Origin of the sequence: Vibrio aestuarianus (assembly GCF_012395185.1) — a bacterium.
Lineage (GTDB): Bacteria > Pseudomonadota > Gammaproteobacteria > Enterobacterales > Vibrionaceae > Vibrio > Vibrio aestuarianus.
In genome coordinates this window covers 31390-57511 of sequence record NZ_JAAZTU010000010.1, presented here as the reverse complement: position 1 = coordinate 57511, position 26122 = coordinate 31390, and the positions used below count along the sequence as shown (strand labels likewise).

The 26122-nt window shown below is 42.5% G+C and carries 26 protein-coding genes; 15 read left to right on the top strand and 11 right to left on the bottom strand.

Annotation, left to right across the window (positions count from 1 at the left end; genetic code table 11):
• The first annotated feature begins 2 nt into the window (after window positions 1-2).
• The 4 genes from HGG78_RS06720 (at window position 3) to btuD (ending at window position 3732) form a co-directional block, all read left to right on the top strand.
• A complete protein-coding gene (locus tag HGG78_RS06720; RefSeq protein WP_172532391.1) occupies window positions 3-605 on the top strand; it encodes a histidine phosphatase family protein in 603 nt (200 codons plus the stop codon).
• A 227-nt stretch (window positions 606-832) separates the two neighbouring features.
• Window positions 833-1861, top strand: coding sequence for a succinylglutamate desuccinylase (locus HGG78_RS06715; protein WP_172532390.1), 1029 nt, complete (start codon window positions 833-835; stop codon window positions 1859-1861).
• A 118-nt stretch (window positions 1862-1979) separates the two neighbouring features.
• Window positions 1980-2975 carry a vitamin B12 ABC transporter permease BtuC gene (gene btuC, locus HGG78_RS06710; RefSeq protein ID WP_168521840.1) on the top strand — a complete coding sequence of 332 codons (996 nt, stop codon included), beginning with the start codon at window positions 1980-1982 and terminating at the stop codon, window positions 2973-2975.
• Complete coding sequence (btuD, locus tag HGG78_RS06705) at window positions 2962-3732, top strand: vitamin B12 ABC transporter ATP-binding protein BtuD (protein ID WP_172532389.1); 771 nt, start codon at window positions 2962-2964, stop codon at window positions 3730-3732. Before btuC ends, btuD begins: the two co-directional genes overlap by 14 nt.
• A gap of 236 nt (window positions 3733-3968) precedes the next feature.
• On the opposite strand, the gene HGG78_RS06700 is transcribed toward btuD, so the two are convergent.
• The 3 genes from HGG78_RS06700 to HGG78_RS06690 form a co-directional block, all read right to left on the bottom strand.
• Window positions 3969-4544, bottom strand: a complete 576-nt coding sequence (locus HGG78_RS06700; protein WP_172532388.1) for a nucleoside triphosphate pyrophosphohydrolase family protein — start codon at window positions 4542-4544, stop codon at window positions 3969-3971.
• Between the two features lie 96 nt (window positions 4545-4640).
• Window positions 4641-5213 (bottom strand): DUF1415 domain-containing protein, encoded by a 573-nt coding sequence (locus tag HGG78_RS06695; RefSeq protein WP_168521844.1) that lies wholly within the window; start codon window positions 5211-5213, stop codon window positions 4641-4643.
• A gap of 43 nt (window positions 5214-5256) precedes the next feature.
• Window positions 5257-6471 (bottom strand): MFS transporter, encoded by a 1215-nt coding sequence (locus tag HGG78_RS06690; RefSeq protein WP_172532387.1) that lies wholly within the window; start codon window positions 6469-6471, stop codon window positions 5257-5259.
• 117 nt (window positions 6472-6588) lie between these two features.
• Here HGG78_RS06690 and HGG78_RS06685 point away from each other — a divergent pair, with 117 nt between their 5' ends.
• Complete coding sequence (locus HGG78_RS06685) at window positions 6589-7458, top strand: LysR family transcriptional regulator (RefSeq protein ID WP_172532386.1); 870 nt, start codon at window positions 6589-6591, stop codon at window positions 7456-7458.
• Window positions 7459-7468: 10 nt separating this feature from the next.
• Here HGG78_RS06685 and HGG78_RS06680 read toward each other — a convergent pair whose 3' ends face one another.
• Window positions 7469-7699 (bottom strand): glutaredoxin family protein, encoded by a 231-nt coding sequence (locus tag HGG78_RS06680; RefSeq protein ID WP_053309385.1) that lies wholly within the window; start codon window positions 7697-7699, stop codon window positions 7469-7471.
• Between the two features lie 171 nt (window positions 7700-7870).
• Here HGG78_RS06680 and HGG78_RS06675 point away from each other — a divergent pair, with 171 nt between their 5' ends.
• The 3 genes from HGG78_RS06675 (at window position 7871) to HGG78_RS06665 (ending at window position 9702) form a co-directional block, all read left to right on the top strand.
• Entirely contained in the window at window positions 7871-8374 is a 504-nt protein-coding gene (locus tag HGG78_RS06675; protein ID WP_172532385.1) for a M48 metallopeptidase family protein, read from the top strand.
• Window positions 8374-9417, top strand: coding sequence for a 23S rRNA (adenine(1618)-N(6))-methyltransferase RlmF (gene rlmF, locus HGG78_RS06670; RefSeq protein ID WP_172532384.1), 1044 nt, complete (start codon window positions 8374-8376; stop codon window positions 9415-9417). Before HGG78_RS06675 ends, rlmF begins: the two co-directional genes overlap by 1 nt.
• 63 nt (window positions 9418-9480) lie before the next feature.
• Window positions 9481-9702 carry a hypothetical protein gene (locus HGG78_RS06665; protein ID WP_053309388.1) on the top strand — a complete coding sequence of 74 codons (222 nt, stop codon included), beginning with the start codon at window positions 9481-9483 and terminating at the stop codon, window positions 9700-9702.
• Window positions 9703-9747: 45 nt separating this feature from the next.
• Here the strand turns inward: HGG78_RS06665 and pilW are convergent, their stop codons facing one another.
• The gene (pilW, locus tag HGG78_RS06660; RefSeq protein ID WP_053309389.1) at window positions 9748-10476 is read right to left on the bottom strand and encodes a type IV pilus biogenesis/stability protein PilW; all 729 of its coding nucleotides are present in this window, start codon (window positions 10474-10476) and stop codon (window positions 9748-9750) included.
• A gap of 207 nt (window positions 10477-10683) precedes the next feature.
• Here pilW and HGG78_RS06655 point away from each other — a divergent pair, with 207 nt between their 5' ends.
• Entirely contained in the window at window positions 10684-13599 is a 2916-nt protein-coding gene (locus HGG78_RS06655) for an HD domain-containing phosphohydrolase (protein ID WP_172532383.1), read from the top strand.
• 142 nt (window positions 13600-13741) lie between these two features.
• On the opposite strand, the gene metA is transcribed toward HGG78_RS06655, so the two are convergent.
• Entirely contained in the window at window positions 13742-14683 is a 942-nt protein-coding gene (gene metA / locus HGG78_RS06650) for a homoserine O-acetyltransferase MetA (protein ID WP_053309391.1), read from the bottom strand.
• A 186-nt stretch (window positions 14684-14869) separates the two neighbouring features.
• Here metA and HGG78_RS06645 point away from each other — a divergent pair, with 186 nt between their 5' ends.
• Window positions 14870-15244 (top strand): ATP-binding protein, encoded by a 375-nt coding sequence (locus HGG78_RS06645; protein WP_053309431.1) that lies wholly within the window; start codon window positions 14870-14872, stop codon window positions 15242-15244.
• Window positions 15245-15246: 2 nt separating this feature from the next.
• On the opposite strand, the gene HGG78_RS06640 is transcribed toward HGG78_RS06645, so the two are convergent.
• The 5 genes from HGG78_RS06640 to HGG78_RS06620 form a co-directional block, all read right to left on the bottom strand.
• Window positions 15247-16383, bottom strand: a complete 1137-nt coding sequence (locus HGG78_RS06640; protein ID WP_053309392.1) for an ABC transporter permease — start codon at window positions 16381-16383, stop codon at window positions 15247-15249.
• The gene (locus tag HGG78_RS06635) at window positions 16376-17524 is read right to left on the bottom strand and encodes an ABC transporter permease (RefSeq protein WP_172532382.1); all 1149 of its coding nucleotides are present in this window, start codon (window positions 17522-17524) and stop codon (window positions 16376-16378) included. Before HGG78_RS06635 ends, HGG78_RS06640 begins: the two co-directional genes overlap by 8 nt.
• Window positions 17525-17529: 5 nt before the next feature.
• Window positions 17530-18504 (bottom strand): HlyD family secretion protein, encoded by a 975-nt coding sequence (locus HGG78_RS06630; protein ID WP_172532381.1) that lies wholly within the window; start codon window positions 18502-18504, stop codon window positions 17530-17532.
• Window positions 18501-19943, bottom strand: a complete 1443-nt coding sequence (locus tag HGG78_RS06625; RefSeq protein WP_172532380.1) for a TolC family protein — start codon at window positions 19941-19943, stop codon at window positions 18501-18503. Before HGG78_RS06625 ends, HGG78_RS06630 begins: the two co-directional genes overlap by 4 nt.
• 134 nt (window positions 19944-20077) lie before the next feature.
• Window positions 20078-20311, bottom strand: a complete 234-nt coding sequence (locus HGG78_RS06620; RefSeq protein ID WP_053309396.1) for a hypothetical protein — start codon at window positions 20309-20311, stop codon at window positions 20078-20080.
• Between the two features lie 354 nt (window positions 20312-20665).
• Here HGG78_RS06620 and HGG78_RS06615 point away from each other — a divergent pair, with 354 nt between their 5' ends.
• The 5 genes from HGG78_RS06615 (at window position 20666) to HGG78_RS06595 (ending at window position 25939) form a co-directional block, all read left to right on the top strand.
• Complete coding sequence (locus HGG78_RS06615) at window positions 20666-22285, top strand: ATP-binding protein (protein ID WP_172532379.1); 1620 nt, start codon at window positions 20666-20668, stop codon at window positions 22283-22285.
• Window positions 22282-22962: a response regulator gene (locus HGG78_RS06610; protein ID WP_053309398.1), complete on the top strand. Its 681-nt coding sequence runs from the start codon at window positions 22282-22284 to the stop codon at window positions 22960-22962. Before HGG78_RS06615 ends, HGG78_RS06610 begins: the two co-directional genes overlap by 4 nt.
• A gap of 220 nt (window positions 22963-23182) precedes the next feature.
• Window positions 23183-23962: a substrate-binding periplasmic protein gene (locus HGG78_RS06605; protein WP_172532378.1), complete on the top strand. Its 780-nt coding sequence runs from the start codon at window positions 23183-23185 to the stop codon at window positions 23960-23962.
• 24 nt (window positions 23963-23986) lie between these two features.
• Window positions 23987-24961, top strand: a complete 975-nt coding sequence (locus tag HGG78_RS06600; protein WP_053309400.1) for a chemotaxis protein — start codon at window positions 23987-23989, stop codon at window positions 24959-24961.
• Between the two features lie 186 nt (window positions 24962-25147).
• A complete protein-coding gene (locus HGG78_RS06595; protein WP_172532377.1) occupies window positions 25148-25939 on the top strand; it encodes a hypothetical protein in 792 nt (263 codons plus the stop codon).
• Window positions 25940-26122: the final 183 nt, after the last annotated feature.

Here is a 26122-nt window from a genome sequence, read left to right as displayed (position 1 = left end):
TGATGATCAATATCTACCTGCTGCGGCATGGAAAAACGCAAGGTAAGCCCGCTTTAAATGGCCGAACTGATGTTTTAGTGGCTGCACACCATCAGGATCAAATTTGCGATAAATTAATGGCTTCTGGCTACTCATTCCAACACCTTATTTCGTCACCACTCAAGCGTTGCTCGGATCTAGCCCGTCGCTTGGTCGCTAACCATGCTGTTAGACAGTGTGATTTCGAACTTGGTTTCCAAGAGATGGATTTTGGCTGTTTTGATGGTGTCCCATTTGATGAGCTCCAAGCACAGTGGCCTATTTTAGAAACATTTTGGGCAGATCCCGCCACACACCAATTGCCACAAGCAGAAAGTCTGGCGGATTTTCACCAAAGAGTCACCAATGCTTGGGAGCGTCGTTTAAAGTTATTGAGTAATGATACTTTGATTATTGCTCATGGCGGAACAATCCGGATGATCTTAGCGCATGTGTTGGGGAGTGACTGGCAAAATCCCGCGTGGTATTCCACATTACAGATAGGAAATCAGTCCGTTACTCATATTCAAGTGCTGAAAAAAGAGGCGATTCATTTAACGGTGAGAAGCATTGGAATTCCACTCTAGCAACATGTTTGTACATTACAGAGTATGGAGTAACTATTAGATTTAATGATAGAATTTTCCGCAATCAAAGCCGAGTATATGGCTTAGTGTGTTTTTCGAACAAGTTGATAAAGTTATCGCCAATTTTTAAATGTTTTGCCTCTGCATGTCTTAATAAGTGGGATCGTCTCTACATAATTCATCAGCACAATTCATTAACATACCGCTGTGCAATAAAGGAGTAACGCATGACGAAGTCCCTCTTCCGCCAATCTTTTCTAGCTGATAGCCTAGATTTAGGCCAAGAAATGGCCTCAGGTGAAATAAAAACTACAGCAGGTATTACACTCAAAGTGCTTCAGCGAGGCGTATTGGAAGTCATTCCCGTTAACTACAGTGCTAATAGTAAAAATATCATAATCTCTTGTGGTATTCATGGTGATGAAACGGCCCCAATGGAGTTAGTAAATAAACTGGTAGATGATACTCTATCTGGGTTTCAAGCGATCAAACATCGCTGCTTATTCATCATTGCTCACCCTCAAGCCACTAATCAACACACTCGCTTTGTACAAGAAAACTTAAATCGTCTGTTTGATAATAAAACGGGGAATCCGACGTTAGAGCGCGATATTGCACGAAACCTGAAACAGTTGGTAGGGCGCTTTTATGAAAACACGACGGAAGTTAGCCGCTGGCACCTCGATCTGCACTGTGCGATTCGATTGTCTAAACACTATTCATTTGCAGTGAGCCCTAAGTCTCGTCATCCAGTACGCAGCCATGCCTTAATGTCGTTTATCGATAGTGCGCATGTGGAAGCGGTTTTATTGTCGAACTCACCTTCTAGCACCTTTAGCTGGTATAGCGCTGAACATTTTGCGGCGCAGGCATTAACGCTCGAGCTTGGACAAGTGGCGCGTATTGGCGAAAATAATTTAAAGCGCTTGGTTGCTTTTGATTTGGCAATGCGTGACTTGGTTTCAGCTGAGACTCCCGAGCATTTACCCAAGAAAGCGGTAATGTATCGTGTTAGTCGCACCATAGTACGCATGCATCAAGACTTCGACTTTATGTTTGATGATAGTGTCGAGAACTTTACCGCGTTCAAGCATGGGGAAGTCTTTGGTCACGATGGTGATAAGCCGTTGATGGCGAAAAATGAAGGTGAGGCTGTTGTATTTCCTAACCGCAAAGTCGCAATAGGGCAGCGGGCAGCATTGATGGTCTGTAAAGTAGCGACACGTTATGAAGATGGTCAATTAGTCTACGATTAAACGATGGTTATCACTTTAAGGCGCTTAAGGTGACTGGTTGTGGCTATAGCGCTTTCTATTTTAATGGCTTAACGGTAAGGTTAGGCCATTATTGTTTCTCTTGTATACAAATAAGTGCATGAACTTCAATCAGTTACTCTTAAAAAAACAGCGCCGTTGGCATTTTGCCTTGTATTGGATGTTGGCATTGTTGGTCGGCTTTAGCGCACTCTATTTAATGATAGGAGAGGTGTTTATCTTTCCGTTTCAGGCTCTCACCTCACTTGAATGGCAACTTGTGGCACAGCTTCGAGCTCCTCGACTATTGTCCGCTATCGTGATTGGTGCATCGCTGGCGGTGTCAGGGGCAACCTTACAAGTCTTATTAGGTAATGTGCTAGCAGAACCTGGTGTGTTGGGTATTTCCGGAGGAGCCAGTGTCGCGATGGTCATTGTCTTATTCTTATTCCCAACCTTGGCTTCACCGGAAGTCTTTATGCTATCAGCGGTAATCGGCGCTATGGTATTTACCTTACTGCTTGTGAGCATGGCTAAAGCGATGCGTTTGAGTACGACTCGCCTTTTATTGGTTGGTGTCGCATTAGGTATTTTGTCTGGAGCGATCGTCACTTGGGCATTTTATTTTAGTGATGATCTCGGTTTAAGGCAGCTTGTTTACTGGTTAATGGGCAGTATTGGTGGAGCAAGTTGGTATCAGCATACGCTGTCGCTTGTAGCGTTACCGATTATTACGTGGCTTGTGCTACAGGGCAAAACCTTGGACAAATTAATGCTGGGAGAAACACACGCTAGGCAGTTAGGGGTTGATGTCGAACGGTTACGCTGGAAACTGATTTTAGCGGTGTCTGTATTGGTTGGTGCAGCAGTAGCTTTGGGGGGGGTGATAAGTTTTGTCGGTCTAGTGGTTCCTCATTTACTGCGTTTGGCGTTCGGTTCTGAAAATCGTTATTTGTTGCCGATGTCTGCATTGTTTGGTGCGCTGTTATTGGTGTTTGCCGATATTATTGCACGCACGGCATTAATCAGTGCTGAACTACCGCTTGGTGTGGTGACTACCACGCTCGGTGCTCCTATCTTTATTTGGATGTTATTAAAAAACCATGATTCACGTTAATACGTTGCAAGTAACCAGTTTACAAGTAGGAGCGCGTTTACTGCCGCTCTCTTTTCGTTGCAAAGCAGGAGAGGTGCTACACGTTATTGGCCCTAATGGCAGTGGTAAAAGTACTCTGCTTGCGGCATTAGCAGGCGTTATTGAAAGTAAAGGCATGGTGCAAATTGGTGATGTTAATATTAATGACGTGTCGTTAGAGACTTTGTCGTTACATCGAGCGTATCTTTCTCAAAGCGATAAGCCAGCCTTTAACCTACAAGTGTTTCAATACCTTTCGTTAGCCATTCCAAGCTGTGCAGATCTTCATTCAGAGGCCGTTAACCAAGCGGTTAATGACATTACTCGCCTGTTAAATATCGAAGATAAATTGCATCGTTCAATTCACCAGCTTTCGGGGGGGGAATGGCAACGTGTTCGCTTGGCCGGAATCTGCTTACAAATTTGGCCATCGATCAATCCATACGCCAAATTGCTCATTTTGGATGAACCGAGTGCACCGCTCGATATCGCACAAGAGGTTTTGCTTTATCGTTTAATTGAACATATTGCACAGCAAGGTATTGTGGTGATTATGGCTAACCATGACTTGAATCGGACATTGCGCCATGCAGACAGCGCACTGTTGCTAGAAAGGGGAGTTCTGCAAAGTTTAGGTGAGGTGGAAACAGTGCTCAGCAGTGAGCGATTAAGTCAGGTGTTTCAAATGCAAGTAAAACACGTTGATGTGGAAGGTAAACCCTATCTTATTTTTGATTAACCGTAGTGTATTACTTTTGTTCGACAGCACAACTCTCGTGCATTAAGCACAACTTTGGAGCATGTGCTTATCAGTGAGTCTAACTTGGTTGAAAAAAAGACTAACAAAAACAATGTGTTGAGTTAAACGAAAAGTTGGCATGCCAATCGCATTATTAGAATCGATACATTCTCGTTCTTGTTAGGCTTTTATAAGTCTCTTTAACCACCTTGCTCCCACAAGGTGGTTTTTTTTATTTATTGCGTCAGTGACGCTAGATCCGCTGGGCGGTAGTAAACCGATTTTAGAACTTTACCTTGGCGAATGGTTTTGGCGTCAGAAGCGAAGTCTTGTGCGCATTTCGCAATAATATAATCGCCTTTCTGTACTGCCATGAGTTCGATACCTTGCTCTGCATAATACGCTTTGGTCTCGGCATATTCCTTTTCATTACGGCACACTTTGCTCATGTTTGAGCTGTGTACTTCATCCCAGCACGGGATAAAATCGATACCACGGTTAACGGCAACATTAAGCAGCAAATCGATCAGGTAGCTGATTGCAAGGTTGTCAGCAATATTACTATGGCCTAGGTGGACTAAACGGCCCATCAACACATAAACCGTGTCGATAATCGCGTCAGCTTGTTCGGTTTTATTGTCGGCTTCTGCAAGTTCAGTCAACTCTTCAATCGCCAGTGAGGTATGTAGCGTGTCGGCTTTGCTGTCTAAACTGCCAGCATCAGCAACAGGTAGGTCAAAGGTGCTACGAAACTCTGTGATATCGCGGTAAAGGTGATCGTAAATCTCTTGAGTAAGCTTAGATAAATGCATTATCTCGGTCCATTGTGTTGGTTGGTATTGATTGCGTCGCATAGTAACAAACTGACGGCGATGCTGCGAATTATGCTTCGTGCTTCGCGCAGAAAATCACTGTCGACTATTTAAAAAAAGATAGGGGAAAAGTTGCTGACGTTCTTGTTCACTAAGGTTACTGACGCGCTCAATATTGGTGTCAGGTATCGCCTCTGGATTAGGGTAGTGCTTGAGCACCCTTTCCATGCTCTCTTCACGGATTAAGTGAAATATAGGGTATGGAGAGCGATTGGTTAGGTTCTCATCATCTTCAGGCTCGGTGCCACCGAAGCAGTAGTCAGGGTGGAAGGTTGCCACTTGGAAGATACCTTCCCAATCTTGTTGACGAATTAACGCTTCAACCCAGTCGATAAATAGGTTGTAGTCGAAAAAGTCCTGCAGCATATTGGGTACTACAACTAACGTAGTTTCTAGTGTTTTTGCCTCACAGCCATCTAGCTCAAGCAACTGTTCAAGAATATCTTGCAGTAATAACTCTTCTGTATCAGCCGTACTGACAAAGGTTTTAATCTGTTGATTACGCTGTGGCTTGGCGGCAAAAGGACAGAGGTTTAGACCGATAACGACATCATTTAGCCACTGTTCGACGTGTTCGGTAATGACCGCTGTATTCAATGTTGAGCTCATGATTGTAATTGCGCTGATGAATTTAGCGCAAGCATAGCATGAGTTAACCTAAGACTTCACCAATAGCTGAGGGCTTTGCGAGGGAACGGTCGTAGTGGTGAAGCTTCCAGCATAAATAGAACATGATGGCGTAGAGCAGCATACCGCCAGACACTACCATCGCCCATCCGCCATGTTGCCAACAATAGAGTAAGAAGAAGCCGCCAATACTGCCACCAACATAATAATGCATCAAATAAAGAGCAGTCGCTGTTGCTTTGGCGCTCGTCGCCTTCTGGCTGACCCAAGCGTAAGCAAGCGTATGGGTAAAAAACGCGCCAGAGCTTATCAGCATTAACCCAATAAGCATCAATGGAATCGATTCAACCAGTGCTAACCACATGCCGGATAAACTGAGCAGTGCTCCTAGCATCATGCCTGAAATCGCGTTATAGCGTCTACTCCAGTGAGCAGTCAATTTAGAACTGAGTGTTCCGGCTAAGTAGCATAGGAAAATCAATGAAGCCAAGCCAATGGGCAGTGAATAAGGTTCCGTTACTAGCCTAAAACCCATCACCGAATATAGGTTTACAAATAGGGCGAAATTGGTGCCGCCAATTAACATCGCAAACCAGAGGGTGCGATTGGATAGATGCTTCAATAAGGCGCGATTATGATGGAAAAATAGTCCGCGCTGTGGCACAAAGTTTTGTTGGGTTGGCAGCAACAATACGACCACGATAGCACTGATAAAGGTAATGAAGGCGATGACGATAACCGCTTGTTGCCATCCAAAAGCGTCAGTCAGGATTCCCCCTAAAATACGTCCGCTGATCCCACCAAGTGAATTGGCCGCAATGTAGCCACCAATTGCTTGATTAAAAGCCTGAGGAGTGAGCTCTTCAGCCATGTAGGCCACGGCAACAGAGGCAAAGGCGGCTAGCGCAATTCCCATCAATGCGCGCGCCAATATTAAAACCCACAATTGTTGGCTTATCAGCATCAAACCGCCAATAAACGGCATCATAAATAGACCCATAAGCATCACTTTTCTTCGACCAATCGCTTCAGAACCTATAGCCCAAGGCACCAAGCTAACTGATAAAGCGAGAGTTGATGCAGCAAATAACCAGTTGATTTGTGTTTCGGAGACATGAAAGTGAGTAGCCAAATAGGGCAGCATTGGCTGAAAAAGATAAAGATTACAAAACACCAAAAATGAGCCTAGAGCTAAACCCAAGGTCACTTTTCGATACGCTTTATTGCCGACTTCAATCATGATTTTTGCTCAATTTCTTAATAACGTGATCACAATATCAGTGCTTTCTGAATTGATAAAATATATTAAAATTATCATCGTTATATATTTTGCATATCTAGATGGATGCCAATATCTATGGACACTCGCCACCTGAAACATTTTACCGCTGTTGCAAATTACGGCAGCTTTACATCTGCGGCCAGAATGTTGCACATAGCTCAGCCTGCGCTCAGTATCTCCATTAAAAAATTTGAGCAGCAATTAGGTGTGGTGCTGTTTAAACGAGACGATCGCAAAGTCACGTTAACGCACGAAGGCCAAGTGCTGTATGAACACGCTGCGCGAATTTTACAGCAGTTAGAAGATGCGCAATTGGCGATGGATGAGCTCAAAGGTTTGGTAAAAGGTGAAGTTAGGTTAGGTGCGCCAAGTATGATGGGGTCATACTTTTTTCCAGAAATTGTCATGGCGTTTAAAAGTCACTTTCCTAATTTGAAGATGACGGTAATTGAAGCGGGTACGCAGTCGATTAGGAAAATGCTACTTTGCGGTGAGCTGGATATTGGCGTAATTTTGAATCATGATCTTCCACCCGATCTAGAAGTTGACCCTCTACTGTCATCGCAAATGGTCGCAGTAGTCGGTAAGCAGCACGAGCTAGCGCAGCAAACGTCGATTGATTTTAATACGTTTTTTGAACATGAACTGGTGATGTTTAAACCGGGTTACTTCCATCGAGAATTTATCGACAAAGTGTGTAAAGAACATAAGCTTTGCGCCAATTTCTCCTTTGAAACCAACTTGCTACCGATGATACTTAGTATCGTCAAGCATGAATATGCTATTACGGCATTGCTCGAGTTGGTAACGGAAAACGAAGCGGATGTTCAAGCTGTGCCTTTTAACCCACCGGTTTGGTTAGATTTAGCGTTAGCATGGCGTAAAGAGGGTTATCTATCCAATGCAGATCGCACCTTCATTGAGTTCGTGAAGCAATATGTTTAGGTGCAAGGCGTTAGTTGCTTTGGTAGATTTTTTCGAAGTTAGTCGGGTTCCAACCAATCAGCACTCGGTCACCAATTTTTAGAACAGGGACACTGCGCGCACCAATGGCGTCTAGTTCTTTACGGCCACGCTGCATTTTGGCGTTGCATAGCCGATATTGGATGCCTTTGGCATCAAGGTAGCGTTGTGCATCTTTGCAGTGAGGGCATTTATCTTTAACGTAAAGGACAACGCGTTTCATGTGGTTCACTCATTGGATCTATTTCAAAAGGCTGAGCAGTTTACCGATAGCGCAGCATGGTTTCAACTGTTCCCTCTCAGTGTGCTTATCCTGTGGATTCGGGTGAGATAGATGAAAGCATAAGGTGATTCAGTTACACTATGCGCCTTTTATTTTGTCAGTCGATATCCAATGCATCCATCTCTTCGCTATATACAAGGTTACCCACCACATATCATTTCACAGGTCGAACAGCTAGTGACGGCGGGAAAACTAGTCACATGGTTTGAACAGCGCTACCCGCAGCGACATATGATTCAAAGCGAAAAAGCGTTATTCACCTATGCCATTGAGCTTAAAAACCAGTATATGAAGAAGACACCACCGATTAGTAAAGTGATATATGACAATAAAATTCATATAATTAACAACGCATTAGGTTTGCACAGTTATGTGGCAAAAGTGCATGGTGGAAAAATAAAATCAAAAAATGAAATTCGCATCGCCAGTGCCTTTAAACAAGCGCCAGAACCTTTATTACGTATGCTGGTAGTACATGAACTTGCTCATATTAAAGAGAAAGATCACAACAAAGCGTTTTATCAGCTTTGTTGTCACATGGAACCCAACTATCACCAACTTGAGTTAGATGCGCGACTATTTATGATGTATCTCGATTTAAAAGAGGGACAATAATGCCACCTAAAACGACGCACCAGCATAAAAAACGCCAAGTTTCCTCCGTTCAGGATAAGCAGGTTAATTCTCATATTAAGCAAGGGTTACACCCTCGAAACAAACACCGTGGGCAATATGATTTTCCCGCGTTAGTTAAAGCTATGCCTGAGCTAGAAGCGTATGTGATCACTAACCCAAAGGGAGCGGCGAGTATAAACTTTGCTGATCCTAGCGCGGTCAAAATGCTCAATAAGGCGCTGTTGGCGCTTCACTACCAAGTGGTTAACTGGGATATTCCTGAGGGCTATTTGTGCCCACCGATCCCTGGCCGCGCAGATTACATTCACCGAGTCGCCGACTTGCTATTAGAAGAGTGCGCTGAGCTAAAGCATCAACAAGTGACCGCGTTAGACATTGGTGTTGGAGCAAACTGTATTTACCCTATTGTTGGCGTGAGCGAATATGGTTGGCGTTATATTGGTAGTGATGTTGACCCTGTTTCAGTCAAAGCTGCTCACCTAATTGCTACCGGTAATCCTTCATTAATAGGGCGTATTGAATGTCGATTACAGCAAGATTCAAAGCACATTTTTAAAGGGATTATTGAAAATGGTGAACGCTACGATGTGACGACTTGTAATCCGCCTTTTCACGCTTCCATGGCACAAGCCCAACAAGGTACAGAACGAAAACTGAAAAACTTGCAAGCTAATCGAGCGAAAAAAGGTCAAGAATTTGTGTCGCAAGGCGTTAATAAAGGTAAGTCGCCAACGCTTAACTTCGGTGGACAAAAAGCCGAGTTATGGTGTCCCGGTGGTGAAGCGGCTTTTATTCAAAATATGGCGTTTGAAAGTAAACACTATGCGCAGCAAGTACTGTGGTTTACAACCTTGATCTCCAAAAAGGACAATGTTCGTTGGATGAAGAAAAATCTAGATAAAGTTGGTGCCGAGTGCGTAAAAGTCATTGAGATGCAACAAGGGCAAAAAGTGAGTCGATTTATTGCGTGGAGTTTCCAAAATGCTAACCAACGCAAGCAGTGGCTAGCGGTAAAGTGTTAGTCTAATCAAACTAACTGTTTATCAATCAAAGAGTAATGAGCAACAGCATAATAGGAGTGAGGTATGGAATTTGACATTTATATGCCTTGCCAACCAGACTGGTTGTGCCAGCCATTTGGTTATTTATTTGCGTTGTTATTTGTTGTTGGGCTTGGTTTTTTTATCCGTATTTTGTATCGAGAGTACAAAAAACTTCAGCGTTCCCAGAAAGTAAAGCGACTACGTAGGACGCATTATCGAGATCGCAAAGGTGGCAAAGATGGTCGGCCTACTAATATTAAGTAACTCTCAGTTATTGAGTAGCACTGAGCAAAAGTTAGCCTCTTTCAGTTAAGAAAAAGTATCGAGTAATGTCTGATACTTTTTCTCTAACGTTGTGTTTCCTGCTTTTCTTTCCAGTTCAACCAATAGTTGTAAGGATGCTTTTTGATAACCATAACGTTGGTTTAATTGCATCAGACGAAGTCGAGCTTGAGTATATTGTTGGGCGTTGATTTCTAGTTTTGTCAGTTGTAGTGCAGCACGAATACGATCGGGGTCATGATTTAATGTTCGAGTAAAATAGTAGCGTGCTTTTTCCTCATTTCCTGACTTCAAGGCGCAAAAGGCCGCGTTTTCATAACTCGAGGCCGTGAGGTAGTAATCAGGTTGAATTATGGCTTGGTTGAAAAATTGGTCGGCTTGTTCATATTGTCCTTGCTTACATAAAAAAGTGCCGTAGTTATTGAGCACATTGCCGTTTTTCGGATGGGCTTTCAACGCCGCATGGTAAGTATGCCGGGCGGCGTCAGTTTCCTCTACCATTTCATGATAGTGCGCCATGGCAAGCTGAGTTCGATAATCATCTGGCGCATAGTGTATTGCTTTTTCTAAATTTTCACGCGCTTTGCTCATATTGCCATTGTCTAAATAGCCTAAACCAAGCGCAAGACGAGATTCAGCCATGTCGATAGGATTATGCTTGATTTCTGAATCACTGTTCTGCGCAAGGTGATTTTCTGTAACAGTTATGCACCCTGAAAGTACTAAAGGATACAGTGCGGTCAGCATTCGTATCATAAGTTTTTCTCCCAGCAAATGTGCGGGCTATATTAGGCAAGTCAAGCTGTTAAAGGAAAGTGAGATGACAACTATGCGAGTTGCCCCCGTTTTTTTATCAATGGTTTAATAGTGAGAAATTAGTCAAACAAGTTATGTATTCGGTTTTCGTTATATTGCGTTACAACCTACTATGAATTTATCCATTTCTTTTTTTGGGAACACATTATGGCATTTGGAAAAAGTCGCATTCTGCCGAACTTCAATTTTTCAATTCGTGTTTATGTTTCGGTGCTATTTTTTGCAGTTGCCATTGTGGTTAGTACAACTCAGATTTGGCTGACGCAAAACAGTTTGAACAAAATGTTATTGCAGTCAAATCAGGCGTTGTTTGAGCGTATTGCCAGTGAAACTCACACGATATTCTCAGCGAAATACCATTCGGTCTTTTCTGCGGTTCGTGGGCTATCATCATCTGATTTGATGACGGCGAACAATATTGAAGAACGTAAAAAATTTGTGCCCGTGATATTTGAATTGTTAGCTGATTCAACCGCAGATTCGGTTTATCAAGTTGGTTATCCAAATGGGGACTTATTTGTTGTGACTATGTTTGGTCCTGATATTAAAAACAGCGATTTTGATGCCCCAGCGAATACGATGTTTATGGTCGAAAACCACTCGTTTACCACGAAAGAGAATACACATCTTTTTTATGATGGGAATAAACAGTGGCTTGCTACCACAAGCAGTGTCGATAACAGGACTGATAGCCGTACTTTTTCTTGGTTTCAAAATACCAAAATAAACGGGGTTAATATCTCAGTTCCTCACTATTCACAAAAACTTGGTCAATTTGGCTTGGATGTGAGTCAACGACATGCTTCTGGTGCCGTCGTGTCTGCTAATTTGTTATCTAAGGAACTGTCGCGAACTTTACAGCAAACGCTGAAAAAACCGTCTTCTATACGTGTACTTTATGACAGCAGTGAGTATGTTTATGCCTATAGTGACCCTTCGGTATTTGACAAGCAGGCTAATTTTAGCAATCAAAGTGAGCCTATGGTCAAGAACATTAATGAAGCCGTGATGTTGTCAGCTATTGAGTATCATGCTAGTGAATCTAAGAGTGAAAAGAATACGCTACATAGTGAGTGGATAAATGGGGATCTGTGGTACACCCAGGTGGTGAATATCCCAATTTATAAGAAAGAAGATTTGTATCTTTTGATTATCGCCCGAGCTTCGGACTTATTTGATAGTGGTGAAGAGATCTTATTTAATGCATTGCTAAGCTCATTTTTGTTACTCCTGATTTTATTACCGATGATCTATTATGTATCTCGATGGGTATCGAAGCCAATCAAACAAGCATCGCTAAAAGCGAAGTCTATTGAAAAGTTGGACTTTACAGTATCGCCTTTATCCCCTTCAAACATTAAAGAAATCAATGAGCTGCGCGGTTCTTTGTCAGGGATGCAAAATACACTCAGCCGCTTTATCTCCATGACCAATGCTATCGCACAAGAACACAATCTCGAACAACTTTTGGGGAGAGTGTGTAAAGATACCGCACGCGCAACAGGTTCAAAAGGAACGTTCGTTTATCTCTTAGATTCAGAAAAAAACAAACTGGTTCCACACTATGTTTGGGCTGAGGGTACGGGAGAGCGTAATGTTGAACAATACCAAACCTTAGATGTTGATGATGAGCGTCTAAAGCAATTGATGGATAAACTTATTAGACAACAGACTTATGTTGCAATATCGGCTAAGCAACTACGTAAATTCTCGTCCAAGCCCATTGCGCAGCCATCAGACTGGTATCTTTTTTTTCCATTGCTTGATCGTAGACGAAACGTGATTGGTACGATCGGCTTTTCTTCCTCGGAAGAAAATAAGCAGCGTATCCTTACTCATCAACTTCATTTTATTGAAGCGCTGACAGGTTATATATCAGTTACAATTGAAGCGCGTAAAATGTCGGCGGAGCAAAAAGCATTATTAGATTCAATTATTCAGTTAATGGCGAGCACGATTGATACCAAATCTCCCTACACAGGTAACCATTGCCAACGAGTCCCGGTATTAACTCAGTGGTTGGCAAAAGCGGCTCATGATAACGATGATACTTATAGGGGTTTTCGCTTAAATGAAGAAGAGTGGGAAGAGTTGCGCATTGCAGCATGGTTACATGACTGTGGGAAAATAACTACACCAGAGTATGTGGTTGATAAATCGGTGAAGTTAGAAACGATATATAACCGAATTCATGAAATACGAACACGCTTTGAAGTGCTAAAACGAGATGCTGAAATTAAGATGTATAAAATAGCGCTGAAGAATGAATTACCAACAGAATTACGCCAGCAATTAGAATTACAGTGGCAGCAGTTGGATGATGAATTTGCCTTTATTGCACAGGTTAATCAGGGGGGGGAGTTTTTATCTCATGAGTCAATTGAACGTATTGGACAAATTGGTAACCGTTCATGGGTCAGAACACTCAGCAACCGACTTGGTCTGTCATGGGTAGAGGCAGAACGTTACTCAGACAAACCAGAGTCACTACCAGTGCAAGAGAAGCTTTTACAAGATAAGCCTGAGCATCTTATTGATTGGAAAGTTATTACTGAAACCGACCTTCGGTTCTCTATGGTAAAACCCCAATATCAAGCTAATTTGGGGGAGCGGTATAATTTATCTATTCAACGCGGCACCTTGACAGAGGAAGAGCGGTTCATCATCAACGACCACATTATTCAAACAATAAAAATGTTAGAGCGATTACCGTTCCCCAGCTCAATGAAAAATATTCCAAGTATTGCTGGTGGACATCATGAAAAAATGGATGGCACAGGTTACCCTATGGGGCTTAAAGCCGAGGAAATGCCACTTACAGCAAGAATTATGGCGATTGCCGATATTTTTGAAGCACTCACCAGTTCTGATCGACCTTATAAGAAAGCGAAAACATTGTCTGAGTCGATTAACATCATGAGTTTTATGGCTAAGGATCAGCATATTGATGCCCAGCTATTTAAGCTATTTCTGACATCGGGGATTTATCAGCAATATGCCGAGCAATTTATGGCCGCAGAGCAGATCGATAGCGTTGATATCTCTAAATACGTAGCGGCGTAAGAGAGGCGTTTTAACCAGCAAACTTGAGTCAGCATTCCGTTAATAATGGAAGGCTAGGATGACAGAAGGTGACTTAGCAAGCCATCCTCTGTCATTTACTTAATACACGATCTAATTTGATGTTGACGAAAATGAAAGTGCTTTAGGTATCTTTTGTAAATTTATCTTCACTAAAGTGTTCAAGATCATATGGCGTTTGTTGGTATACACAATAGTTCAACCAGTTAGCAAATAGCAAATGGCCATGGCTTCTCCAGCTTGCTATTGGTTTGTTGTCTGGGTTGTCATTGGGATAATAGTTGACAGGGATCGCAGGCTCCATACCTTCACTTAGATCTCTAACATATTCACCGTGCAAAGTATGGGCGTCATACTCTGGATGCCCGGTGACAAACACATTGCGCTTATCTTTGGTTGATGCCAGATACACGCCTGCTACATCAGAGGTGGCGAGAATGTCTAAATCAGTATGCTCTGCTAAATATTCAGGTGAAAAGTCAGCGTAGCGTGAATGCGGTGCTAAAAATGAGTCATCAAAACCACGCAAAATAGGATGGAATGGATTCTGAATTTCATGATGGTAAACACCCGACAGTTTTTCTTTTCGTGTGCGTTTAGGCAAATTATAAAGCAGCTTTAGCCCCGCTTGCGCAGCCCAACACACATACAATGTTGACGTAACATGATTTTTGGCCCACTCCATGACACTTTTTAGATGATCCCAATAAAGCACATCTTCAAATTGCACCAAACCGAGTGGAGCACCGGTGATGATTAGTCCATCAAAATTGCGATGTTTAACCATTTCAAACTGACGATAAAAGTTATCTAAATGCTCATTTGGCGTATTTTTACTTGGGCGGTCATCAATTCTCAGTAGTTCGATATCTACTTGTAGTGGGCTATTAGACAGTAGACGTAGAAACTGAGTTTCTGTCTCGATCTTCTTAGGCATTAAATTTAAGATCAAAACTTTAAGTGGACGAATGCCCTGAGTCGAGGCGCGTGTTTCTGACATCACGAAAATGTTTTCGTTACGCAGCACATCACTAGCGGGTAGTTGATCGGGGATCTTAATCGGCACAGCTTTCTCCCTAAGCTATATCGTGGACGTCTATACTTCCAAAGTTAACTCAATAAAAACTGATTGTCGACAGTAAAGTTAATCTAATTGAAAATTCGCTATACCTTTCCAACTCGCCGCTTACCTGCACTTCAAGTCGTTTGGGTATATAGTGTGCCAACGTCCAATTTGATTATGCTGCCGTTTATGACATTAACGCTAACTTTAGTTCGAGGTTTACCTGGCTCGGGGAAATCCACCTTAGCCAAGGCAATGTCAGGTCGGCATTTAGAAGCTGATATGTACTTTGTTAATGAGCATGGTGAATACCATTATCACCCGGAAAAAATCCAACAAGCACACCAGTGGTGTCAACGGCAAGCACAGCAGTGGTTAGCTAAAGGGGAAAGCGTGGTTGTGTCGAATACTTTTATCCGTCATTGGGAGATGAAAGCGTATAAACAATTAGCTAAACGCTACAAGGCGAGGTTGAAAATAATCATTTGCCGCGGGCAGTTTCAAAATGTTCATGGGGTTGATGACGCCACTGTTGAACGCATGCGCCAACAGTGGCAAGAGTAAGGCTAGTGAACTCGACGCAACTGATAAAGAGCGAGTGCTCCCCAGCCCGCCGTCTGTGCCCACAATAACCACCACTTTGGCTCAATTTGAGACCAGGATGCGCCCATTTGGTTTAGACCAAGGAAACCTTGAATTGCTGGTGTACTTGGGAATAGGTTTGATATCCACACCATTGGACTAGGAATTGCTTCGATTGGCCAAATAAAACCAGCAGAGAAAACCAGTGGCATTGAACTTACCAACACCACAAGGGTAACTAATTCACGTCTTGGTGTAATCGCACCGAGCCAAATGCCGATGAAGCAACAGCAAAGTAAAAAGGGTAAAAGCAGCAACAGTATTTGTGATGCATTGCCAATCGTATTAACACCATGTGAACTAAAGCTCGCGCCAAAGTAATACATACTGAGAAGATAATAAACGACAACCAAAACTACACTGCGTGCCAGTAGCAGCCGCAAGGGAGTGGTGTTTGACCAATACCCATGTCCATGTTTTTGCGTGCCTCCCATTAGCCCCGATGCCATCACTAGGGTTTGTTGTAAGATCAAAACAAACACGGCAGGAACGACGTAATCAACATAACCCATGCGTGGATTAAAGGTGGGCTTAAGATTGATGTTTGTTGCTGAAAAGTGCTGTGAAGCGAACGCCATAGGTTCACCTTCAATAACTAAACGCGAAACCTTACTTTGTGCGGCCAGCGTACCACCAGCTTGCACAAGCCCCTCAACAATAGTGCCATACACTAAAAAGTAAGAAGCATCGCCAGCGTAAGCGAGCGTGGGGCTTTTGCCTAGTAATAAATCTCTGTAGAAATGTTCAGGAATGACGAGAATACCGCTGACTTGTCTGTCCAAGAAAGCGTGTTTAGCTTCTTCAATGGTACTATTTCTCTGAACAACCTTAACTTGAGGGGTTGCGTCTACCATGCGTTCAAGTTGATAACTGGCTTGGCTCTTATCTAAGTTGACGATGGTTAGCAACTGCCCTCTTGGTGTTTGTTGAGTATAGGGCAGTGGATATAAAAACGAATAAAAAACAACCCCACCAAATACGGTGAGTAAGACAACCGGATTGGTAAAGAATGCTTTTAACTCCGCTTTAAGCAGAGCGAGGAATTTTATGGTTTCAGTCATGGTTTAACTGCTCTGCTTTAATATGTTTTTTGATCAACAATAGTATCAAGGCTAGTGGTAACGCATAGCCAAACATAGGGACCAAATATTCAAATGAACGCCATGCGCTGGAATCATAACTTACTTGACTGACCTGTACCTCGATATAGTGACTAATAGGCAATATATTACGCCATAACTGTGCGAGAGAGTTCATATCTGTTGCGGGGAAGGTGATGCCCATAAAGGCAAAGCTTGGAGCTGTGTAAGCACCAGCAAAACTCATTGCTCTTGCTGAGTCTAAGGTCAAGAAAAAGAACAGTGCTCCCATGATAATGCAGGCTATAGTCGTGAAAATTTGCGCAATAATTAAAATGCCAAAGCTCCCTTGCATTGGCCAATCAAGCCACTGATAAAACCAGATCAAAAACCCTATCCCTTGCAGCATAAATAAAGGGATATAGTACTTGAGAGTTCGTGCTAATACGTATAGTGGTCTGTCACCCAGCCAGTTTTTTAACCCAAAATGACGATAGTTAGCCGCGAGTATCATAATGGTGCTAACAACAATCACAATTTGCCAGATCGCGGGTATAGCGGCTGACACTAAAAATTGGGCATAGTTGGTGTTTAGATTAAATAATGGCGTCAGTTGGGTGCGTATTGGAACGGCTCGTCCCATTGCACTCAGGGTAGTTTGGTTGCTTGACGCTAACGTTTTCATCACATCAATCTGTGCGTTGAAGGTACTTTGAGCTTGTACAACAGCAGAATTGATTAACTTGCCAACCAAAATATATTGGCTATTAAAAAAGGTGGAAACTTGTGGCTGTTCACCACGCATGATGGATTTATCGAAACCATACGGAATGACAACGTACGCATAAATATCGCTTTCAATAAGCGCAGCTTTAGCCTGACTAACGTCTTGGTAGTGTTTCTCAACCGTTAGGGTAGAGGTCGCATCAAGCTCCCTCACCAATTGCCGTGATAGTTGGCTATGAGATAAATCTACGACGCCAATCGATAAGTCACGAGCAATGCCTTGTGAAAAGATCCACCAAATACTGAATGCCAATACAATGGGCACCCAAGTTAGGCACGACAATAACCAAGGGTCATGACGCAGTAAAGGCCACTGTGGACGTGGTTGAATTGACATACGGCTTATAACTCAACCACTAAACTCATACCCATACGCAGTCCTTCAATTTGCGTTGTCGGGCGTGCTTCAACTTCGAATGTACGTAGGTCAAAGCCTTGAGAGGCATCAGTCGAGCGCCAAGTGGCGAAGTCACCCATCACGGCAATATGAGCAACTTGAAACTCTACGTTGGTCTCTAGTGCTGGGATATAAGCATTAAACGTTGCTCCTTTCTGGAAGTGCTTGAGTTGATCTTCACGGACATTAAGCACCGCCCACGACTGTTTGGTATCTACCACGGTAACAACTGGGAATCCTTGTGGGGCCAATTCGCCACTTTTTAACAGTACTTGTGAGACTTCACCATCAAACCAACTTTCAATTTTGGTATCCGCTGCGTACGCTTCAACTTCTGCTACAGCACCAGCAGCCATGCGTTCTTTTTCTGCAGCGGCTTGCTTGGTTTCAGAGCGAACTCCTTCTTTTGCCATTTGGTACATCTGAAAAGCTGCGCTTTCTGTATATTTTGCTGCTTGCCATTGGGTATTAGTTTCATCACGTTTTTGTTCTGCTACCACACCGTCACGGTAGAGGTTATTAACGCGCAAGTAGGTTTTTTCCATCAAATCAGCAGCAGCTTTGGCTTTTAGCCACTGATCTTTAGCTGCTTGAATTTGTTGGTTTCTAGCACCATTTTCAGCTTCTTTCGCTAATGCACCCGCGGCTTTTTGCCCTGCAATCGCTTGTTCTAATTTGGCTTCAATTTCTGGGCTATGCAGTGTAAAAATAAGCTGTCCTCGTTCGACAATGTCACCTTTTCGCACTAAGACTTGGTCAATACGACCTGGTACTTTTGAAGAAATGCTGTATTGCTCTGACTCAATTTGACCTTGTAGACGGATCGGCTTTGGTTGATAAGCTTGATAAAAGCGGTATCCCACCCAAGAGATCGCAATGATAGCTGAGAGAGCAATCAAGGTTGGTTTTACGGCTTTCATAAGGCATCCTCTTGATCAATTGATGGGTTGGTTAATGCTGTATTTAACGGAATTGCTGATTGTTTGTAGTTAGGAAACGTATTCATTTCGCTAGTTAGTGCCAATAATTTGTTCAAAGAGAGTAGGTAGTTAAAGCTGGCCAATGAGCGTTGAGTTTTAATGCTTGCTAGGTACAGTTCGGCATCGACGACATCTAATGACGTTGCTAGGCCCTGGCTGAAAGCTTTTTGGCGTAAGCGTAAATTCTCATTGGCAAGTGATAAGCTAGAATTTAATCCGGTAGCTTCTTCTAAGGCTTGTTCTGCTTCGAGGTAGGTTTTTTCAACCAAAACACTCAAATCTTGTTTAGCTTGTGCTTTTAAATACTTTACTTGCGAGATAGCGCTATGAGCGGCTTTGACTTGATCACTACGACCAGAAGATTCGAGCAAAGGAATATTGACCCCGACACCCACTAACCAATCTGGTTTTAACTGGCTGGCCAGTGAGTCATCTTCATAGAGGTTGTAATCCCCATAAAGATAAACTTCCGGATAATATTTGCCTTTTTCGGCTTTCATTAAACTGTTGGCTTGTTTTTCTTTTGCTTCAAGTAACGCAAGTCCTGGATAAGTGTTCAGTGTTTGATCAACAAAAATCGAAAGAGGAGGCAAGCTGCTGTTAATAAACAGTGAACCATTGGGCTCAACTTTTTCATTTTGCCCCAGAATTTGTGTCAAAGCACTCTGTGCAATATCTAAGTTCTTTTGCGCTTTCTTGCGCTCTACAATCGCTTTATCGAGAGAAGCTTCTGCTTGTAAACGTTCGACATGTGCAATCTGACCTTGTTGCTCAAGTTTCAATGCATTATCACGATGTTTAGTTAGACCCAATTCTGCGGCTTGGCGTGTTACTAACACCTCTTTTGCCAGCAACACACTGAAGTAGTATTTGCTGAGATCTTCATAGCGTGCTTGAGTCTCCATCGCTAACTGGCTTTGTGCCTCTTCTTGCCGACCTTCCGCTGCTGACTGTGCGGCATCAATTCGTCCGCCAGTAAAAATAGGCCAAACAGCTCGGATCGAAGAGCTAAAAATATCGCGTTCAGCAATGGTTGATGTTATTGCGCCGGCACTAGCAATTATAGGTCCGAAAATTGGAGGTAAAGAAGGGGAAATAGATTGCCCTGTGCTATCGAAGATCTGTTTTCCAGATAGCGTTATATCTTGATCCAAACGTGTATAGTTTGCGCCTAGAGTTACGGAAGGTAGGTTTAAATTATCGGTGGAATTTTTGATGTGCTGATAACGTTCCACGTTAGCCCGACCAGCAGCAAGAGAATTATTGCTTTCTTGCAAAAGTTCCCACGCTTGTTGGAAGGAGATCGGCGCAGCAAATGGAGAAGAGGAAGCTGCGCCAAATAATGCAGATAGTACAAGACTGATGGTTTTCGCTTTCATGCTAAGCTCGAATTGTAATAATTAGAGCTGATACTCTAATTATTTGCTGTCTAAGTCAACAGCACTTTTATGATTGAAATGCCGACTAGTGGCGTGAATTATAGACACTAGCACGGAATGCATCTCAATAAAATTCAATGCTTATGATGAGATGGGCAAAAGTAATCGGCTCTCCATTCAAGTTTTTGGCTACCTTGCATTGTGGAGAGGACATCTTTTCCAGACATCTGCGGGAAAGCGAGTAACACCCTTAGGTCTTCATTCGACTCCGTTTTGAGTTCATAAGCTCTTACGTGTGTGAATGTTGAATGCAGGTTATCAAACAGCATGTCCCGAGAAAGGCAAATTCCAAAGGCATCGCGTTTCATTGTAAGTTTCCTTCTGACAATGTTGTGAATCGATCGATAGCAATTGGTATGGTTATTATAGGGCTATCTCCAACGAGGTGTGTTCTGCCACTACCTCATCGTTTTTGCTCATTAAGTATACAAGTCATATGCAGTGATGAACTAAAAAATACCTAAATTCTGCGTGATACTCATCACAAAAAAATAATCACAACATTTTATGTGTGTTGATGCTTATTGTGGGTGGTTGATATTGCATCGCAAACACTCATCAACCTTTTAGTATCCTCAATGTACCGCTGTGTTCACAGATATCTCTTTCTTTTTTCGATTGAATGTTAAATTAGTGTTATTTTTCGGCGAAAGGAGATCAATATGGTTTGGAGTCATATCAGCTTTCGTAAACGGATGCTGATTATCATGACCTTGTCTGGACTTATCGAATTACTGCTATTAGTTGCAGCAGGGTTTGTCTATATCAAGCACGAACAAGAACAAGAAATGGGGTTAAAAGCTCTCGGTGTTGCATCGTTTTTAGCACAGTCACCGAGTATCGTTACTATGATTGAATCAGCCAGTGGCAGTGAGCACCAAGAACGATTTCGAGAATTAACACAACTTATTGGCGCGGCATTCATCGTAATTGGCGATCAAAATGGTATTCGCTTGGTACATCCCATTGATGGACGCATTGGTTTACCGATGAAAGGAGGCGATAACGAACAAGCCTTGGTGCAAGGTCAGTCATATGTCTCTTTTGCACAAGGCTCATTAGGTAAGTCGGTTCGGGGCAAGGCCGCGGTATTTAATGCAGAAGGTCAGATTATTGGTGTTGTCTCTGTCGGTTATTTAATTGAACGTTTACAAGATCGCATAGAGCCCTTTTTAATTTATCTTATTGCAATGGCACTGTTGGTTGTTGCCGCCAATGCAGTGGTATCGAGCTACGCGTCTCGGCGTTTTCAAAAAGCGATTTTAGGTTTTGAGCCAGAAGAGATCGGACGCTTGTATGTAGAGCTCGATGTGACTATGAGCACCTTGAAAGAGGGTATTTTAAGTATTGATCATCAAGGTGTTCTCCGCTCCATCAACAAGAGTGCTTGCGACATTTTAGGTATTGATAGAGAAACCGCGCTCAATAAAGCGCTTTCTCTTTCGTTGCCTCAAAGTGACTTGATGACAGTTATTGAAAGTGGCCAGCCGGATAACGACATTGAACTGTTTCTGAATCAACAGCGTTTAATTGCGAATCGTAGTCCTATAACGGTTGATGGAAAAGTGGTTGGTGCGGTGTCTAGTTTCCGTCTGCGGGACGAGATCAACGAATTGACCGAGCAATTATCGCAAACCAAAGAGTATGCAGAAATGTTGCGTTCACAAACTCACGAACATAGAAATAAACTCAATACTATCAGTGGATTAGTGCAAATGGGTGAGTTGGAAGCAGTACAACAGTTGATTGGACAAGAAACCGCTCACTACCAACAGCTTATCGAGTTTTTAAGAGAAACGGTGAAAGACCCGCTGATAGCCGGAATGTTGCTAGGAAAAACGGAACGAGCACGTGAGTTAGGGCTGGAATTGATTGTGGAAGAAGGTTCGCGTTTAGAACCTTTGCCTAACAGGATCAACGCTGAGGATATCGTCACCTTGTTGGGAAATCTCATTGATAATGCGTTTGATGCCACACTTACTGCTATTCGAACTGAACAGCGAATTACCCAAGAGCGGCGTATTATAGAGGTCTCTATTGGCGACTACGGCAATGAAATCATCCTTGAGGTGAATGACCAAGGATGTGGTTTACCTGAGCAATGGTCACCAGAGATGCTGTGGAAAAAAGGGGTGTCGAGTAAAGCTTCTCATAACCGAGGTGTTGGCCTGTATTTAGTGAAGCAATTGACTGATCGTTATCAAGGCAGTCTTGAAATGAAGAGCAACAAAACATTTGGTACAAGAGTGACCGTTTATTTACCTAAGGAAGAACAAATATGAATACCCGTGTCATGATCATTGAAGATGATATTGCTATTGCGCAATTGCATCATCGCTACCTGACACAAATCAGCGGTTTTGATGTGGTTGGCATAGCCACGACACAGGCTGAAGCTGTGATGCAATTAGAGCTATTAAAACCGAATTTAGTTTTATTGGATGTCTACTTACCAGATGGCACGGGGCTCGACATTCTGCAACAAGTTCGTGGCAATAACCAAGGATGTGATGTCATTTTAATCACCGCTGCTCGTGATGTTGAAACATTACAACAGGCAATGCGCGGTGGTGTTGTGGATTACCTTCTCAAACCGGTGATGTTTCCACGCTTAGAATCTGCATTGAAGAAGTACCAAATTCAGCAAAGCGAGCTTGGCTCTGCCACTGACCTTGATCAAGGGCTGGTCGACAAAATGTTAACCGCAAGCTCAGGTGAATCATCGGTTCACCGTCGTTTACCTAAAGGTATCGATTCAGTCACCTTGGATAAAATACGTCATTTATTTAACGAGCCTTGCAGTCTAACGGCCGACGAAGCCGGAGAGCAGATTGGTGCTAGTCGAACCACGGCAAGGCGCTATCTTGAGTATTTGATTAGTGGTGGTGAATTAGAGGCAGATTTAAATTATGGCACTGTTGGAAGGCCTGAGCGTTGCTATAAAAAAGTGATGAGATAGCTGGCTCTATTAGAGGAGTCTTTTTCCACAGCATGTAAGTATAGGGTAAAGTTGTTACTTAGCTGTTGTTTCGTGGGAATTTCCATTACCAGCTTCATTTATTATTTAACTCATGATGTTTTTATATTTATTCGTAGAAATTTTCGATTAACTAGACGACTTTTCGAAGTACATCTAAAGTTTAAGAACAAAAGGCAGATAACGTTACATGAGGTAAAGAATGAGCACACTAAAAACCATGCGTTTTATTCTACTTACCGTTTTGTTGACCATGTTCACCGTGATACCCGTACATTCGAGTGGCCTTGAAAGTCTGACTTATTATACGGAATCTTATCCGCCTTTTAATTTTGTTGAACAAGGCGCTGTGACGGGTATTTCGGTCGATTTACTCCAAGAAGCTGCCATTTTGTCTGGGCACGAGGTTTTACTCAGTCAAGTCGTTTTGCAACCATGGGCTCGTTCGTATCGCTCTGCTATTTTGAAAAAAGATGCGGTGCTTTTTTCTACAACCAGAACCGAACATCGGGAAGATCTATTTCGTTGGGTTGGGCCGATTGATACTATTAAAGTGACGATCATTGCGCGTAAAGGAAGTAATATTACGCTAGAAGAACCTTTAGAAATCACATCATATAAGATTGGTGTCATAAGAGATGATGTTGGCGAACAATTATTACTTCAATATGGCGTTCCTAGGGAATCAATGCAAGAATCGACCAATGTTACCATGCTGGCAGAACTGTTGATAAAAAAACGTATTGATTTAATCGCTTATGATGAACGATCTGCGCATTGGTGGATTAAGCAAGCGGGATACAAAACAGATCAGTTTGAAACGGTTTATGTCTTAAAACAGGGATTACTTTACTATGCTTTTAACAAAAATGTGGACCAAGCCCTGTTAGACGATTTACAAAAGGGTATTGATAAAGTTAAAAATACCAATAATGATGATGGCGTGAATCGATATCAAGCCATACTAAACAAATACCGATAACCACCTTTAAGATTAGTGACCAGTATGAGCAACCCAAGTAGTACAATTTTAACTGAAAGTGGTACCAACGAACTTGAAATCATTGAGTTTCATTTAGAAAAGGTACTGCCAGATGGACGCACGAAAACCTGTTATTACGGTATTAACGTTGCGAAAGTAAGGGAAGTGATACAAGTTCCTGACACAACAGATTACCCAAATGCACAACCCCACATGATAGGTGTATTTTCTTCACGTGATGTTCTTACTCCGTTGGTTGATCTTGCGGGGTGGTTGGGCGTACCGACGAGTCAAACATTAGAACGAAAATTTGTTATCGTGACGGATTTTAACCGTATGACTAATGGCTTCTTAATTGACAGTATTAGCCGTATCCATCGTATTTCTTGGAATGATGTTGAATCACCGAGCCAATTTCTTGAAGCTGGTGAACAAGACTGTGTAGTGGCCGTGGTACGTAAAGACGGTAACCTGATCATGATCTTGGATTTTGAGAAAATTATTGCCGATATCAACCCTGAATTGAGTATGGAAAAATACGACGTCAAGGTGGATCGTTCTGTTGATTTGAATCAAAAAATGGTCAATAAACGTAATGCCAAAACCGTTATGGTTGTTGATGATTCAGCGTTTATTCGTAGTTTAATCCAAGATACGTTGAGTTCAGCGGGTTATAACATTATCGCCTGTAAAGATGGTGGTGAAGCTTACGAAAAATTAATGGACATTGAACGTGTTGCTAAAGCCGAAAATATGGCGGTTTCAGAATTGGTTGACGCGATCGTTACTGACGTAGAAATGCCACGCATGGACGGTATGCATTTACTTAAACGTCTACGCGAGAATGATGCGTACCGTGATACCCCAATTGTCATGTTCTCATCATTGATGAGTGAGGATAACCGAGGTAAGGCACTGGCCTTAGGCGCGAATGACACCATTACCAAACCAGAAATTGGTAAAATGGTGACGATGATGGATAAATATATCTTCGAATAATTGTTCGTTATCTAAGCTTTTATGGGCCTCTGTTTGAGGCCCATTGCTGCAATCCTCCACTTTTATTGCAAAACTGTGCTCAAAATCCATTGAGTGTTTGAAAAAAGTATTTTATCCCTCGCTAAACAAACCATATCTCCCATAAACGAACTATAGTTGAAATAGTTAACGGCTTTGGATGGCATTATGAAATGGGTTTCTCTTTTATTGGTTTGTTTTAGTGCTCAAGTGCTTGCACATGAGCGTGTCCTAACCTTACGTCTACCTACGCTGCAAGATAATGGTCACGCTTATTATCACGAACTGCTTATTGAAGCACTGAAAGCGGATGGTATTAATGCCAATGCTGTGGCGACGGAGAAGAGTATTCCGCAGAAGCGTATTACTAAAATGGTTGAAAATAATCAGTTGTCCGTAATGTGGTTACTTCAAACCAAAGATCGCGACGCGCAGTATCCATCAGTCAACGTACCTCTGACCAATGGGCTTATTGGGCAAAGAATATTGTTAATTCCGCCACAGCTACAAAGCACATTTGACCAGATCCACACTTTGAGTGATTTACAGCGTTCAGGTTTAACGGCAGGACTCGGTATTAGTTGGTACGATGTCGACGTATGGCGAGCAAATAACCTTCACGTTTATGAACAAGACGGAGAGTGGCGGGGGCTATACCGGAAATTATCGGTAGAAGGTCCTATCCATTATTTTCCGAGAGGAATGAATGAGATCTCCTATGAGGCTGAATCTTACCCTTACCTTGCTATCGAGCAACGTTTGATATTGCAATATCAAAGTGATTTTGTTTTTTACCTTAGTCAAGATGCGAAACCCTACAAACCGATCATAGAGCGGGCTTTGATTAAGGCAAGAAGCAGCGGGTTAATGAATAAGCTAATTAATAAACATTGGCGTCATAGCCTAGATGCTCTTCACCCTGAAAATAGGACGATTATTCCCTTGCAGTTACCTGAATAAATTTAACCCTCCCTTAACTAAACAGGCTAAGTGCTTGATGGGACTAAGATCAAACTCTATTACATTGGTTGAAATGTAGTAATCTTTCATCTTCACTTGATCCTCATTCTACGGTTTGTATTTCAGATCACATTTTTCCCAAAATTCCGATGTTTACCTTTCATCTCCTTTGTCCTGATTGTG

Coding starts and splice junctions, on each gene's coding strand:
- HGG78_RS06720 (WP_172532391.1), top strand. CDS start 3: ATGATCAATATCTACCTGCTGCGGCATGGAAAAACGCAAGGTAAGCCC.
- HGG78_RS06715 (WP_172532390.1), top strand. CDS start 833: ATGACGAAGTCCCTCTTCCGCCAATCTTTTCTAGCTGATAGCCTAGAT.
- btuC (WP_168521840.1), top strand. CDS start 1,980: ATGAACTTCAATCAGTTACTCTTAAAAAAACAGCGCCGTTGGCATTTT.
- btuD (WP_172532389.1), top strand. CDS start 2,962: ATGATTCACGTTAATACGTTGCAAGTAACCAGTTTACAAGTAGGAGCG.
- HGG78_RS06700 (WP_172532388.1), bottom strand. CDS start 4,544: ATGCATTTATCTAAGCTTACTCAAGAGATTTACGATCACCTTTACCGC.
- HGG78_RS06695 (WP_168521844.1), bottom strand. CDS start 5,213: ATGAGCTCAACATTGAATACAGCGGTCATTACCGAACACGTCGAACAG.
- HGG78_RS06690 (WP_172532387.1), bottom strand. CDS start 6,471: ATGATTGAAGTCGGCAATAAAGCGTATCGAAAAGTGACCTTGGGTTTA.
- HGG78_RS06685 (WP_172532386.1), top strand. CDS start 6,589: ATGGACACTCGCCACCTGAAACATTTTACCGCTGTTGCAAATTACGGC.
- HGG78_RS06680 (WP_053309385.1), bottom strand. CDS start 7,699: ATGAAACGCGTTGTCCTTTACGTTAAAGATAAATGCCCTCACTGCAAA.
- HGG78_RS06675 (WP_172532385.1), top strand. CDS start 7,871: ATGCATCCATCTCTTCGCTATATACAAGGTTACCCACCACATATCATT.
- rlmF (WP_172532384.1), top strand. CDS start 8,374: ATGCCACCTAAAACGACGCACCAGCATAAAAAACGCCAAGTTTCCTCC.
- HGG78_RS06665 (WP_053309388.1), top strand. CDS start 9,481: ATGGAATTTGACATTTATATGCCTTGCCAACCAGACTGGTTGTGCCAG.
- pilW (WP_053309389.1), bottom strand. CDS start 10,476: ATGATACGAATGCTGACCGCACTGTATCCTTTAGTACTTTCAGGGTGC.
- HGG78_RS06655 (WP_172532383.1), top strand. CDS start 10,684: ATGGCATTTGGAAAAAGTCGCATTCTGCCGAACTTCAATTTTTCAATT.
- HGG78_RS06645 (WP_053309431.1), top strand. CDS start 14,870: ATGACATTAACGCTAACTTTAGTTCGAGGTTTACCTGGCTCGGGGAAA.
- HGG78_RS06640 (WP_053309392.1), bottom strand. CDS start 16,383: ATGACTGAAACCATAAAATTCCTCGCTCTGCTTAAAGCGGAGTTAAAA.
- HGG78_RS06635 (WP_172532382.1), bottom strand. CDS start 17,524: ATGTCAATTCAACCACGTCCACAGTGGCCTTTACTGCGTCATGACCCT.
- HGG78_RS06630 (WP_172532381.1), bottom strand. CDS start 18,504: ATGAAAGCCGTAAAACCAACCTTGATTGCTCTCTCAGCTATCATTGCG.
- HGG78_RS06625 (WP_172532380.1), bottom strand. CDS start 19,943: ATGAAAGCGAAAACCATCAGTCTTGTACTATCTGCATTATTTGGCGCA.
- HGG78_RS06620 (WP_053309396.1), bottom strand. CDS start 20,311: ATGAAACGCGATGCCTTTGGAATTTGCCTTTCTCGGGACATGCTGTTT.
- HGG78_RS06615 (WP_172532379.1), top strand. CDS start 20,666: ATGGTTTGGAGTCATATCAGCTTTCGTAAACGGATGCTGATTATCATG.
- HGG78_RS06610 (WP_053309398.1), top strand. CDS start 22,282: ATGAATACCCGTGTCATGATCATTGAAGATGATATTGCTATTGCGCAA.
- HGG78_RS06605 (WP_172532378.1), top strand. CDS start 23,183: ATGAGCACACTAAAAACCATGCGTTTTATTCTACTTACCGTTTTGTTG.
- HGG78_RS06600 (WP_053309400.1), top strand. CDS start 23,987: ATGAGCAACCCAAGTAGTACAATTTTAACTGAAAGTGGTACCAACGAA.
- HGG78_RS06595 (WP_172532377.1), top strand. CDS start 25,148: ATGAAATGGGTTTCTCTTTTATTGGTTTGTTTTAGTGCTCAAGTGCTT.